The organism is Photobacterium sagamiensis, from assembly GCF_050337085.1.
In the GTDB taxonomy this organism is placed as follows: Bacteria; Pseudomonadota; Gammaproteobacteria; order Enterobacterales; family Vibrionaceae; genus Photobacterium; species Photobacterium sagamiensis.
Genome location: NZ_JAKJSP010000074.1, coordinates 14,999 through 28,522 on the forward strand (window position 1 = coordinate 14,999; position 13,524 = coordinate 28,522).

A 13,524-nucleotide genomic window follows, 5' to 3' on the forward strand; every position below is an offset into this window, starting at 1 on the left:
CCTATTGGCACAAAGTTCTTTATTCGGGCGATAGCTTGTCATTCTCGCGAAGGCGGGAATCCATAAAGCACGACTAAAGTTATTGTTACTTTAGTGTCTCAATCAAAGCAGATTTTGTCTCAGTTATTAGCTATAGCTGAGGTTTGGTGTTGGAAAAATTTAACATACAGAAAATGCATTCTAACGATTTAAGGACCGTTTTGTGAAAATTCTTGTAACTGGAGGGGCTGGCTTTATTGGCTCGGCAGTCGTTCGTCACGTGATTAACAATACGAATGATAGCATCATCAATGTCGACAAATTAACGTATGCAGGGAACTTGGAATCACTGGCGGATGTTGAAAACAATGGGCGTTATGCGTTTGAGCAAGTAGATATCTGCAACCGTGCCGAGCTTGACCGAGTGTTTCAACAGCACCAGCCGGATGCAGTAATGCATCTGGCCGCCGAAAGCCATGTCGACCGTTCAATCGATGGTCCGGCCGCATTTATCGAAACCAACATTGTTGGTACATATAACTTACTTGAAGCAACACGAAATTATTGGAATGACTTAGACAAGAGTCGTAAACAAGCATTCCGCTTCCATCATATCTCAACCGATGAAGTCTATGGTGACTTGGAAGGTACGGATGATTTGTTCACTGAAATGACATCGTATGAACCTAGTAGCCCTTATTCTGCCTCGAAAGCATCCAGCGATCATTTAGTACGAGCATGGCAACGTACTTACGGTTTACCTACATTGGTGACAAACTGCTCGAATAACTACGGTCCATACCATTTCCCGGAAAAACTAATTCCATTGATGATCTTGAATGCTTTAGAAGGCAAGCCGTTACCGGTATATGGCAATGGTATGCAAATTCGTGATTGGCTGTTTGTGGAAGATCATGCACGTGCGTTGTACAAAGTGGTTACGGAAGGTGAAATTGGTGAGACTTACAACATTGGCGGCCATAATGAGAAGGCTAATATTGATGTGGTTAAGACTATTTGTTCTCTTTTAGAAGAGTTAGTGCTGAATAAACCTGAAGGCGTAGAAGCATACCAAGATTTAATTACGTATGTGACAGATCGTCCTGGACATGATGTACGTTATGCGATTGACGCATCTAAAATTGAACGTGAATTAGGTTGGACACCTGAAGAAACCTTTGAATCAGGTATTCTCAATACCGTTGAGTGGTATCTCAATAATAAAAATTGGTGGAGCCGTGTGCTTGATGGTTCTTATACTGGTGAACGTTTAGGTATTTCAGAGAAGGGGGCTGCATAATGAAAGGGATTATTTTAGCTGGCGGTTCAGGTACACGTTTGTATCCAATCACAATGGGTGTTTCGAAGCAATTATTACCAGTGTACGACAAGCCGATGATTTATTATCCACTATCGGTATTAATGCTGGCAGGCATCCGTGAAATATTAATTATTACCACTCCAGAAGACCAAGCGAGTTTTCAACGCTTATTGGGTGATGGAAGCCAATTTGGCATTGAATTGACCTATGCAATTCAACCGACACCTGATGGTCTTGCCCAAGCATTTATCATTGGTGAAGATTTCATTGGTGATGATTCTGTCTCTTTGGTGTTAGGGGATAATATCTTTTGGGGCCAAGGTTTCTCGCCAAAGTTAATAGAAGCCGCAAGTAGAACTTCTGGTGCAACGGTTTTTGGGTACAAGGTTCATGATCCAGAACGTTTTGGAGTAGTTGAGATTGATAGTAATAATAGAGCTATTTCATTAGAAGAAAAACCTCTTACCCCCAAATCAGATTTAGCTGTTACAGGGCTATATTTTTACGACAATAAAGTTGTAGACATCGCTAAATCCCTTAAACCATCAGATAGAGGTGAGTTAGAAATAACTTGTGTTAACAGGGAATATCTCAATATGGGGGAACTTAATGTTGAGATGTTGGGGCGTGGTTTTGCATGGCTTGATAGTGGTACGCATGATAGCTTATTAGAAGCGGCTAACTTTGTTGAAACCATCGAAAGACGTCAAGGTTATAAAATTGCCTGCTTGGAAGAGATTAGCTGGCGTAATGGGTGGATAAATGAGAGCCTCATTGAAGAAAGAGCAGTCTTAATGTCAAAAAATGGCTATGGAAAGTATCTTTTTGACTTAATCGGAACTAAATTATGACTCGATACAATCTACTGGATTTCAAAGTAATAGGTGATGAACGAGGTAAATTAGTTGCCTTAGAAGAAAAAAATGATATTCCGTTTGATGTTAAAAGGGTGTATTACATCTTCTCCACAGCTCAAGGTGAATCCCGAGGTCATCATGCTCATAAATCACTAACCCAATTGGCCGTTTGCATTAATGGTAGTTGTGTTATGGTTATGGACGATGGTATTGAAAAAGAAGAGTTCATTTTAGATTCTCCAGGGAAAGGAATCTTGATAGAGCCTATGCAATGGCATGAAATGCATAGTTTTTCTAGTGATTGTGTATTGCTTGTTATAGCTAGTGATTACTATCAAGAGTCAGACTACATTCGTTCATATGAAGAGTTTAAGAGGCTAACTAAATGATTTGTTTGTCAGGCAATGGCTGGGGAGCTATTCCAGCACTTGTATCATTGCAACAAGTATTTAGTGAGGTTGAAATATACTCATCTGATAGTGATGTTTTGAGTTTAAAACGTGAATCAGATATTTTGATTGACTGTTTAATGGAAGCAAAATCGACGTATATCATTTGTGCTGGACACAAGGATATTATAGATGATGAGAGCTTAAGTCGAAAAAACTATATTAATGTGCATTACTCTCTTTTACCTAAATATAGAGGTATGCACTCTGTAGTTTGGGGGGTTTTAAATGGAGAAAAAGAATTTGGCTTAACAATCCACTTGATGGACAAGTTCATTGATAATGGCCCGATTATTACTCAGTTCTCTTTTGATAGAAAGGATATGAACTCAGTACAAATTATGGAACAGTGTAATGAAATTGTTAGGGATAATCTAGGTTATGTTGTTAATAACTATATCCAAGGGAAAATAAGCCCAATAGAACAGAATGTAAATGATGCTACTTGGGTACCTAAGAGAAGCTACAGTGATTGCATCATTGACTTCGAGAAAAATTGCCAGCAACTGAACCTCTTTTTTGACGCATTAGTTTCACCATACCCTTTACCGATGATCAAAATCGGCAATAGTCTTTTTGAGGTAATTGATTATGATATTAAACAACGAGATTACTTCTGTACTGAAGGACGAGTTGTTAATATTGATGAAGAAGGTGCTTGGATAAAAATTAAAGATGGTCTACTAATCGTCAAAAAACTTAGACTGGAAGAATCCTATATAGATCCCCGAGATATATTAAAAATGGGACAGAGGCTAAAATGATCGAAATAATTCCTTTTTCTTTAAATATGCGTGATGAATGGGACCAAATTGTTAGGTGCTCAAAAAACGGAAATTTTTTGCACTTAGTCGATTATTGGACCTATCATTATGATAGGTTTGATGATTGCTCTCTGATTATAAGGTATAAAAATAAACCTGTTGCTGTATTCCCAGCATGTAGAATAAATGGAAACGTTTTTTCTCATGCTGGTTTAACTTATGCGGGATTAATTTATGGCTTAGATCTCAACGTAAAATTAGTTATAGATATAATGACTAAAATAATGGCTTTTTATAAGTCTGAGAATTGCAATAAAGTATATTATAAATCAATACCTCATGTGTTTTGTAAGTACCCTTCTCAAGAAGATACATACGCTCTATTTAAGTTAGGATTTAATCTTTATAGAAGAGACGTTTCTACAGTGATTGAATTGCAATCAGAGCGTCCAAAGTACGGAAGCCTACGTAAGCGTTCTTCAAAAAAGGCCGTAAAATCAGGTGTGATAATAGAGGAAAGTAAAGATTATCAAGTTTATTATCAATTACTTGAAGAAGTTCTTTCTAAGTTTGATACTAAACCTGTTCACAGTTTAGATGAGCTATTACTTCTTTCTGGTAGGTTTGAAGGTGAAATTAGACTATTTGTTGCTAAGCTAGAAAACAAAGTCATTGCTGGTACCATCGTATATGATTACGGCGAGATTGTTCATACACAATATTTGGCATCCAGTGAACGAGGTAGAGAACTAGGAGCACTAGATTTGGTTCTAATGACAATGATTGATGACGTCTTTTCAGATAGAAAATACTTCAGCTTTGGAATTTCCACCGAAAAAAATGGGATGTATCTTAATGAAGGTTTGATTGCCCAGAAAGAAGGTTTTGGAGGAAGAGCTGTTTGTCATGATTTTTATGAGCTGGAGTTATAAATGATTAAGTTTTTGGATCTACAAAGAATTAATAAAAAGTACCGAGATGAATTAGTTAAGGCTGCTGAAAGAGTTATTGATTCAGGTTGGTATGTGCTCGGACAGGAAGTTCAAAAGTTTGAAGAGGGTTTTTCAGAATATTGTGGTGTAAAGCACACCGTTGGTGTTGCAAATGGTTTAGATGCTTTGAGTTTAGTTCTCCGAGCATGGATCGAGATGGGAAAGCTAAAGAAGGGGGATGAGATAATTGTTCCAGCTAATACCTATATTGCATCTATACTAGCGATATCTCAGAATGACTTGGTTCCAGTGCTTGTAGAGCCTGAAGAGGCTACCTATAACTTGTCATTAGAGGGCATAAAGAAGGCACATACAAGCAAAACTAAAGCAATATTACCAGTACATCTCTACGGACAAATATCACCGATGAAAGAGATTATGGAATTTGCAAGAATTAATGAGTTATTGGTATTGGAGGATTGTGCACAATCCCATGGTGCGAAAATTGATGATCGTAAATGCGGTGCTTGGGGCGATGCTGCTGGCTTTAGTTTTTACCCAGGAAAAAACCTAGGTGCATTAGGTGATGGTGGTGCAGTTGTGACTAGTTGTGAACACTTGGCTTCTGTCATTAGAGTAATCCGTAATTATGGTTCAGAAAAGAAATACGTAAATAAGTATATTGGAGTCAACAGTAGACTTGATGAAATGCAAGCTGCATTTTTGAACGTTAAGCTAAAACATATTGATACTGATACAAGTATTCGCCGTTCGATTGCAAACAGGTATTTAAACGGTATTAGTAATAATAAGGTGAAACTCCCTATTGTTGATAGTCAAAGTGGACACGTTTGGCATCTGTTTGTTGTAAGGGTAAAAAACAGAGAAGAGTTTGTAAAATATTTAAGTGATGAGGGTATTCAAACACTCATTCATTACCCCATTCCTCCACATAAGCAAGAAGCATATAAGGAATTAGCGAACTATAATTTACCTTTGACCGAAGAAATTCATGACGAGGTTGTATCGTTACCACTTGACCCAATGATGACTGATCTAGAGGTTAATAAAGTAATAAAAGTAGTCAATAGCTATACTAATTAGTAATTCAGAGTTGGTTAAAAATGAAAGGAATTGGGTTTGTTATTGCTAGAGCACTAAGCAAGGTGATTACTGGTGCTCGAATTTTTATATACTACATCCTCAGCGATAATAAGGTTTCAGTCGGCTGTTTCAGGCAGCCTGTATTATCTAAGGGGCGAGGGGAAATATTAATCGAGAAAGATGTTGAGCTTGGTGTTGAGCCTAGCCCATTCTTTTTTAGCTCTTATACTTATTTAGAGGCTAGGGATAAAGGAGCTACTATAAGTATAGGAGAAAATACTAAGTGTAATAACTCTTTAACGGTAATCGCATATAATGCGGATATTAGTATCGGAAACTATTGCTTGATTGGAGCATCAGTCTCAATAGTAAATTCTGATTTTCATGATATAAAGCCTTGTAATAGATTTGATCCTAAAGAAGTAAAATCTAAGGATGTGGTTATCGAAAACAATGTCTTTATCGGTAATGGAGTCAGTATTTTAAAAGGCGTTACAATAGGTAAGAACTCAGTAATAGCTTCTGGAGCGGTTGTTACGAAGAGTTTTCCAAATAATAGTATAGTGGCTGGAAATCCAGCAAGTTTGGTTGGTAAGTTATGAATATTTTTCGTACCTCATTCTTGTCATTTCTAGCGACATTAATTAAAACTGTTTCTCAGTTTCTAATAATAAAAGTTGTTGCGGTTTTTGGTGGACCTGCTGGTGTTGCATCTTTTGCTATGATCCAAAATTATTTGGCGATATGTCAGACTACTTCTGGCACAGCGTTGCAAACGGGTGTTGTTAGGTTCATATCTACTGCCGCTGATGATAAAGATGATAGAGGCTTAAAGATATTTTCTTCATCCTTGCAGATGTCAATAATTTTATGGATTATTACGTCAGTAATTTTCTATTCTTTCATTTCTAAAAATTTGGATGAGCTATTATCTTCTTACGAAGTAGTCTATTACAAAGAGTTTTTTATTCTATCTATTCCATTCTGCGTGATTAATACACTCTACATGTCATACCTTAATGGTGTAAGAAGAATTAAAGATTATATCATGGTTAATATTGGGGTTTCATTATCAACCCTTCTAGTTGTCATCTCTCTTGGTTATTTATTCAAGATTGTTGGCATACTTTATGCTGTATTATTATTCAACATTATAGTATTTTTATATCTAACTACATTTTCAAAAAGATTTAGGAAATGTCTTATATATTCACTTTGGAATTTTAGGATAGATTTTATTTCCGCTTCGAATTTGTTGAAGTTCTCAATAATTACAGTAACAACAATATTGGTTACTAATATTTCACTTGTAATGGTAAGAAATATATTATCTAATTCATTCTCAGCTGAGTTGGCTGGAATTTGGCAAGGTGTATGGTCGCTTTCTCAAGTGGCACTTTCGTTCCTAACATTATCATTATCCACTTATCTTTTACCAGCATTGTCGTCAGCTAAAACAGATAACGAAATACGAAATGAGTTAAAGAAAGCAATTGTTATAGTACTACCTGTATCAATCATTGGTGCCTTATTATTGTTTGTTCTTCGAGATTTTATAGTTTTATTATTATATACGGAAGACTTTTTGCCGATAGGTGATATGTTACCTTGGCAGCTATTTGGAAACGTAGTTAAGTCAGTATCTTGGCTGTTAGGCTACATATTAGTAGCGAAGGCAATGATTAAGATGGTTGTTGTTACAGAATTGATAATGGGCTTTTCTTTAATTTCTTTAACAGCAATAATTTCAGCGTATGGTAATGAGAATGCAGCAGTAATAGCCTATTTTGTAACTAGTTTGGCCCACTTTGTTATGATGCTTTTCATATTTATTAGAGAATTTAGTTGTGATAAAAAAATTCGATATCACCATAGTAATCCCCGTATATAATGGTGAAAAATTTCTTTCTGATACAGCTTTTTCAGCTATTAGCCAAGACTTTGACGGTGGTATAAAGGTTCTTCTTGTTGATGATTGTTCGTCTGATGATTCAGTTTCAATAATAAAAGAGTTAGTAGCGCGATATGCTAATGTAGATTGTATTTTAAGAACTAATAACCTTGGGCTGATGGCATCAAATCAAGATTCACTAAATCATGTTAGCACCCCTTATGTCATGTATTTAGGCCAAGATGATTTGCTAGATCGCAACCATGTTAGAACTATGCTTAACGAGTTCTCTGAAGGTGTAGTTTCTGTATGGTGTAATTCAAGGGTAATCGACGAGAGAGGTACTTTTAGAGGTGTTGCACTTAATCCGACAAAGCAAATTGTTAAAAATGTAATTTTTAATCAGCTTATATCAATAAGTAATTTCGTTTCGAGTCCAGGCATGGTTTGTAAAACGATTACGATGAAAGAAGTTGGAGGATGGTGTGATAAATATAGAAACTTTGGTGAATGGTCATTGTGGATTAGAATGGCTACAATAGGGAAATTTAAGTTTTCTATTAAATCTAAGGCCTATTATAGGCGACATTCTAATAATTTATCTTCCTTTGTTGATGAAGCTACCCTACCAATTGAAGTTCAAGAGTTTTATAACGAGTGTAGAGCTGAAGCGTCCGAAAAGCTTAATAATGGCGTTTTTGAAAAGTTGACACTATCCATTTTTAAAAATTATTTGGTGAAGGTTAAATGATTAGTCAAATTAAAAAATCAATTAAAAAGATTACATATCGACACTCTAAATTTAAAGCGGAAAGGTCTGATTCAATAAAACTCTTTTGGTGGAATGAGAAGGAGAATGTTGGAGATGCTCTTAATTTTAATATTGCAAACTGGCTTTCGGGTGATAAAGTTATAGAGTGGGTGCCTCATAATTACAAAGGGAATTTTATTACATCAGTAGGATCTGTAGCTCAACTAGCAAATGAATATACGACTATATGGGGTAGTGGTCTAATTAGTAAAGATGCGGTTCCTTTTAAAAAACCAAAACACGTTTTAGCTGTTAGAGGCCCGTTAACAAGAGATAGGCTAAATTCTCTTGGTATTGATTGTCCTCGCATATACGGTGATCCTGCATTATTATTACCAAATTTAATAACAGGAGGCACCGAAAGGAAAAAATATAAGCTTGGAATCATTCCTCACTTTGTTGATAAAGAAAACCCCTTTTTTAAGCAGGACCTTCCCGATTGGATCAAGGTTATCGATGTAGAAACTGTAGATGTTAAAAAGTTTATTAATGAAATACTCGAGTGCGAAAAAATTGTATCCAGCTCATTGCACGGCATTATTTTATCAGACGCTTATAATGTACCATCTTCAAGAATCAGTTTTTCTAGCCTAGTAACTGGTGGAGACTTTAAGTTTGCAGATTATTCTTTTAGTGTCGGAAGAAATAATTTTACAGCTCAAAAAGTTGATGTGGATTTTCCTATTGTGAAACTATTGGGACTGAACTTCGAGTTAGGCAAATTTGAATGTGGTGATGATCTGTTAGAGGTAAATCCATTTGAAAAGTGAACCATTAGTTAGTGTACTTATTCCAGTTTATAATTGTGAAAAGTACATTAGACTGGCGCTAGAAAGTGTTTTATTTCAATCATACAGAAATCTCGAAGTTTTAGTATGTGATGATGGCTCTATAGATAAAAGCATTGAAGAGATTGAAAAGGTAGCTGCAACTGACAATAGAGTTCTTTTTTTACGTAACAAGAATAATATTGGAAAAGTTGACACCATCAATAATTTAATTTCAATAGCAACTGGAACGTACATTTCTTTTTTAGATTCTGATGATTTATGGGATATGAATAAAATCCAAGTTCAGGTCGAATTCTTGGAAAAAAATGATGAATATGTTTTCATCTCAACAAGTTGCTCAAGGATTGATGAGCTTGGTCGAAAAATTGGCGAAGACATAATTAGTGCGAATAACGAAGTTATAACTGAATGCTTATTATCTGGCAATGGAATGACCGTTTGCTGTAGTTCTACTCTTGTTAGAAGTAATTATGCAAAAAAAGTCGGTGGGTTTAACAAATACTTTCATGATTGCAATGGAGAGGATCTTGATTTTATCGCTAGGTTGATGGCATATGGTAAGGGGATGTCTTTGCCTGATTTATTGTACAGCTACAGATTTAGGAGTAATTCGTTAACTCGGAGGGTGTTTAGCACCGTACGACAGCGGCATAGTCATCAAGTAATTGCCTTTTTATACAAGCAGAGAATAGAAAATGAAGGGAAGGATTCATTAAATTCGGACTTGAATGGATTGGAAGATTACATGAAGCAACTTGAAGTTCCCTATACAGTAGATAGCACGCTGATGAGTCGACAAATGGCTGTTGATTATGCAATTAGCGGTGAGTTTCGTAAATCGCTCTTTCATTTGAAATCTGGCTTTAGTTTTTCAAGGTTGGAATCTTTTGTAAAAGCATTGATAATTATATTGCTGTTGGTCGTTTTCCCTAGAAATTTCCTACTAAAAGTGAAAAATCTCTGCGGTTTAACAAAGATTACCGGAAGGGTTTAAATATTTATTGTGTATATAAATATAAACTGAAACTAGGTGTGAGCATTGGGTTTGATTTTTAAGAGGATGTTTTGTTGACTGTTCTTAAGAAAGAAAGATTTTTGGGGTTGCAAAAGGTACTAATTATATCATTAACATTAGTGCTTTCATTATCTTCATTTTTTTCTTATTTAGAGTATAACCCACTTCCGTCAAAGGTTATTTTTGAAATTGTCTTTGTAATAGTTGTAACCGCTACTTTTAATAGATTGCATGTTGTTGGTTCAATATTTATTTCTATATGTACACTATACTTATTCTATGCATTAAACTATATTGTCCTAGTTGAGGAAACTGCAAATGTTATCGACTATTTTATAGCCTTTAAAGCTTTTATTTATGTGTTAATTTTATCAATGGCCATCGGAAAGAATGTTTTTGAAAAAGAAGATCTGAACAGATTGTTTTTATTTTTTGTATTGTTGTTTATTTTAAAATATAGCATTTGGCTTTTAATTGGTAATACTAATAGGCCTGGTGTTTTTACAGAAAATAACTTTGAGATTATGTTGCCCATGATGTTATTTTTCTCAATGGACGATAATAAAGGAAAGAAAGGTCTAACTCGTATCCTTCTTTTAGGAATTGTTTGTTTCTTAAGTGGTTCTAGATCTGGATTAATTAGTTTTATAATGATTTTTCTTATGAATGACTTCGGATACAAAAAGGTTGAAAAGTATCTAAAAGGTTTTTTGCTTGGATGTTGTGTTCCACTCATTATCCTGTTATTTCTATATAGGCTAGGCAACATGTCTGTAGAGGAAATCGATAGGGTTGTCTTCTTGACGGTGTTTTTGTCTGAGATAGAATCATGGCATCTATTTGACTTTTTGTTTGGTAACCCGATACTTACCCCTTTATCACAATATGGTGCTGATAAACTTAGTTATTACTATTTGCTTTWTAGTGACGCAGATAACGGAGTCGCATATTCTGTTGTCTTTCATTCCTTTGTTCTTAGAATGATATTTGATCATGGATTCTTAGGGCTAACATTTATTTTGTCTTTTGTTTATTACAGTTTGAAAGTATCTGGATATAATTATAGAGTTATTATTTCTGTTATATTATTAGTGGTTCTTAATGGGCTCTCAGTATCTTCATTTAGCAGTGTGTTTTTCTTTATGGGTATGACTTTCTTATTGATGAGGCGCGATTGTACATTATCAAGAGAAATTAACGTATAATGACTGCTATTTATGCTCTATAGTAGCGATTTGACTCATTGATTTATTTTCGAATATTTTGGGGCTTTTTTGTGAAAAATTTTATAGATTATTATTTATCCGATTCTTGCAACTTTTCTCTTTCGGTGCTGAACAATAGGATGAGTGAAGGGAAAAGTTCTATAGTAACCTTTGTTAATCCTTTCTCATACGAGGTATTGAAGAACTCAAAAATCTCTGTTTCAAAGTTTGATTTCATTTTATGTGATGGTGCTTTGCTTCAAAAGTTGTACAAGATCAAGTTTGGAGAAGACATCCCGAGAATTTCATTTGATTATTCAAGTATAGCAGGTGATGTTTTTCAGATGTGCGAAGAAAGTAACTTGAAGGTGGCGCTGATGGGGGGAACGGAAGGAGAGATTAATCTTGCTATTGAAAACATTAAAAACAAATACAGTTCTGTAGACATTGTTTATTGTTCTCATGGTCATTTTTCAAGTGATGAAAAATTAAAAAATGCAATATATAAACTAGCTGAAAAACGCCCAAATGTTGTGATTTTTGGAATGGGGACACCATTTCAAGAATACGCATTGGAGATGTATTCGACTGTTTCTAAAGTACCATTTATCGGATTTTCATGTGGTGGATTTATAACTCAAACTTCTTTAAGAAGTGATTATTATTATCCTATAGTAAAAAAACTGGGTTTGAGATGGGTACAGAGATTTGTAATGCATTCTCATGTGAGGAAAAGAGTAGTGAAATACTACCCTAAATTTATAGTTAAATATCTATTGGGAAGCATAAACTAAGCTATAATTTTTGTATTAGTTCACTGAGAAGCTCCCCCTGTGTCAGGATAGTTGTCGCCTAATCTAAATCTGTAAATTAGACAGGGGGTGGTGAGCAGAAAATATGCCCCACTATCCAGAAGAACGAAAGAACGCCATCCTTAAGAAGTTGTTGCCGCCAATGAGTATGTCAGTACCAAAGCTGGTTAAACAAGAAGGCATTAGCGAAGCAACCCTGTACAATTGGCGCAATAAAATCAGAGAGACAGGAAGTCCAGTGCCTAACAGTGGTCAATCTCCGGAGCAATGGTCACCGGAAGTCAAATTTGCCGTAGTTGTTGAAACCGCCAGCCTATCAGAAATAGAACTGGGGGAGTATTGCCCAGGGCCTGCGCATGTATATAACGAAGCTAATTTGAATTTTGCAGGACAAAAATTTTAAAAAAGTCTTTTCTTATCCTATTGAGTGTGATCATATGCTGTTTCAATCATTTAGCAGAATTGTCACATGGACAAGACATCGTTTTTCGTGCATTTTTCAGTGCTTTCTGCCACACGGCAGAATACTAAAATATCACATAACCTCTTTGATATCCTTTTCTTAACATTAGTCGCAATAATTTGTGGTTATCAACGATGGGAAGAAATTGAAAATTTTGGTTTAGAAAGCTTGGACTGGTTACGAGAACACCGTGAGTTCAAAAATGGTATTCCAAGCCATGACACGATAGCTAGAGTTGTCAGCATGGTTAATGTTGACGAGTTTCAACTGTGTTTTAGTGAATGGATGAAAGACTGTCAAAAAGAAAGCGAAGGCGATGTAAGAACGATAGCCATTGATGGTAAATCCTTACGCGGAACGTATGATAAAAGTCAGGGAAAATGTTTGATTCATATGGTGAGTGCTTTTGCTGTAGAGAACGGCGTTGTACTCGGTCAGGTTAAAACAGATGATAAATGAAATAACAGCCATTCCCGAATTGTTGAAATTACTAGATATACAAGATGCGCTAGTGACCATTGATGCAATGGGTTGCCAAGTAAAGATAGCTAAGCAAGTTGTTGAGCAACAAGGAGATTACATTATTGCTGTTAAAGGTAATCAAGGTCGATTAGACGCTGCTTTTAAGAGGCACTTCAGTCTCGAAGCTCTTAGTAAATATGACGGTGATTGCTATACGACGGGGCGTTGTTGACTAAATCAGTGAACTCTTTTGCTATTCAGTGATCAGATCATCTATCACAGGTGATTTAGGTGTCAGCAATGGGTAAGTCGAAGAACAAAATCACAAACTGGAAGCAGTACAACAAAGCGTTGGAACAACGTGGTTCAATTACATTCTGGGTTGATGACTCTGCTATCGACTCTTGGAGATGCACCGAACATCACGGCAAGCGTGGTCGTGGGTTTCAGTATACTGATACCGCTATTGAAACTGCCTTGATGATTAAAGGGATTTATTCTCTTCCACTGCGTGCTCTTCAAGGTTTTATCAATTCCATTTTCAAGCTTATGAATGTGCCACTTAGCTCGCCTGATTACACCTGTATCAGCAAACGAGCTAAGACTGTCGAGGTGAAATATCGCAACCCATCAAAAGGGCCAGTTCGACATATTGCTATCGATTCCAC

Annotated in this window: 15 protein-coding genes and 1 pseudogene; all 16 read left to right on the plus strand. The window is 35.8% G+C overall.

What is annotated here, in order from left to right; genetic code table 11:
• The first annotated feature begins 202 nt into the window (after positions 1–202).
• Positions 203–1,279 (plus strand): dTDP-glucose 4,6-dehydratase, encoded by a 1,077-nt coding sequence (rfbB, locus tag L4D76_RS26100; protein ID WP_428443778.1) that lies wholly within the window; start codon positions 203–205, stop codon positions 1,277–1,279.
• Positions 1,279–2,151: a glucose-1-phosphate thymidylyltransferase RfbA gene (gene rfbA / locus L4D76_RS26105; RefSeq protein WP_428443779.1), complete on the plus strand. Its 873-nt coding sequence runs from the start codon at positions 1,279–1,281 to the stop codon at positions 2,149–2,151. Before rfbB ends, rfbA begins: the two co-directional genes overlap by 1 nt.
• The gene (locus tag L4D76_RS26110; protein WP_428443780.1) at positions 2,148–2,546 is read left to right on the plus strand and encodes a sugar 3,4-ketoisomerase; all 399 of its coding nucleotides are present in this window, start codon (positions 2,148–2,150) and stop codon (positions 2,544–2,546) included. Before rfbA ends, L4D76_RS26110 begins: the two co-directional genes overlap by 4 nt.
• Positions 2,543–3,370: a formyltransferase family protein gene (locus tag L4D76_RS26115; RefSeq protein WP_428443781.1), complete on the plus strand. Its 828-nt coding sequence runs from the start codon at positions 2,543–2,545 to the stop codon at positions 3,368–3,370. Before L4D76_RS26110 ends, L4D76_RS26115 begins: the two co-directional genes overlap by 4 nt.
• Positions 3,367–4,302 (plus strand): GNAT family N-acetyltransferase, encoded by a 936-nt coding sequence (locus tag L4D76_RS26120; protein WP_428443782.1) that lies wholly within the window; start codon positions 3,367–3,369, stop codon positions 4,300–4,302. The genes L4D76_RS26115 and L4D76_RS26120 overlap by 4 nt, the downstream gene beginning before the upstream one ends.
• Positions 4,303–5,406 (plus strand): DegT/DnrJ/EryC1/StrS family aminotransferase, encoded by a 1,104-nt coding sequence (locus L4D76_RS26125; protein WP_428443783.1) that lies wholly within the window; start codon positions 4,303–4,305, stop codon positions 5,404–5,406.
• Between the two features lie 20 nt (positions 5,407–5,426).
• Positions 5,427–6,008 (plus strand): acyltransferase, encoded by a 582-nt coding sequence (locus L4D76_RS26130; protein WP_428443784.1) that lies wholly within the window; start codon positions 5,427–5,429, stop codon positions 6,006–6,008.
• Entirely contained in the window at positions 6,005–7,297 is a 1,293-nt protein-coding gene (locus tag L4D76_RS26135) for an O-antigen translocase (RefSeq protein WP_428443785.1), read from the plus strand. The genes L4D76_RS26130 and L4D76_RS26135 overlap by 4 nt, the downstream gene beginning before the upstream one ends.
• Positions 7,254–8,048 carry a glycosyltransferase gene (locus L4D76_RS26140; RefSeq protein WP_428443786.1) on the plus strand — a complete coding sequence of 265 codons (795 nt, stop codon included), beginning with the start codon at positions 7,254–7,256 and terminating at the stop codon, positions 8,046–8,048. Before L4D76_RS26135 ends, L4D76_RS26140 begins: the two co-directional genes overlap by 44 nt.
• Positions 8,045–8,878, plus strand: coding sequence for a polysaccharide pyruvyl transferase family protein (locus tag L4D76_RS26145; protein WP_428443787.1), 834 nt, complete (start codon positions 8,045–8,047; stop codon positions 8,876–8,878). The genes L4D76_RS26140 and L4D76_RS26145 overlap by 4 nt, the downstream gene beginning before the upstream one ends.
• Positions 8,868–9,893 (plus strand): glycosyltransferase family 2 protein, encoded by a 1,026-nt coding sequence (locus tag L4D76_RS26150; RefSeq protein WP_428443788.1) that lies wholly within the window; start codon positions 8,868–8,870, stop codon positions 9,891–9,893. Before L4D76_RS26145 ends, L4D76_RS26150 begins: the two co-directional genes overlap by 11 nt.
• 74 nt (positions 9,894–9,967) lie before the next feature.
• Positions 9,968–11,119, plus strand: a complete 1,152-nt coding sequence (locus L4D76_RS26155; protein ID WP_428443789.1) for a hypothetical protein — start codon at positions 9,968–9,970, stop codon at positions 11,117–11,119.
• A 125-nt stretch (positions 11,120–11,244) separates the two neighbouring features.
• Positions 11,245–11,913 (plus strand): WecB/TagA/CpsF family glycosyltransferase, encoded by a 669-nt coding sequence (locus L4D76_RS26160; RefSeq protein WP_489686031.1) that lies wholly within the window; start codon positions 11,245–11,247, stop codon positions 11,911–11,913.
• A gap of 103 nt (positions 11,914–12,016) precedes the next feature.
• Positions 12,017–12,334 carry a transposase gene (locus tag L4D76_RS26165; protein ID WP_428443791.1) on the plus strand — a complete coding sequence of 106 codons (318 nt, stop codon included), beginning with the start codon at positions 12,017–12,019 and terminating at the stop codon, positions 12,332–12,334.
• Positions 12,335–12,400: 66 nt separating this feature from the next.
• Positions 12,401–13,088 (plus strand): annotated as a pseudogene (locus L4D76_RS26170) (ISAs1 family transposase).
• Between the two features lie 68 nt (positions 13,089–13,156).
• On the plus strand, positions 13,157–13,524 hold a 368-nt coding region (locus L4D76_RS26175; RefSeq protein ID WP_428443792.1), incomplete at its 3' end, for a transposase.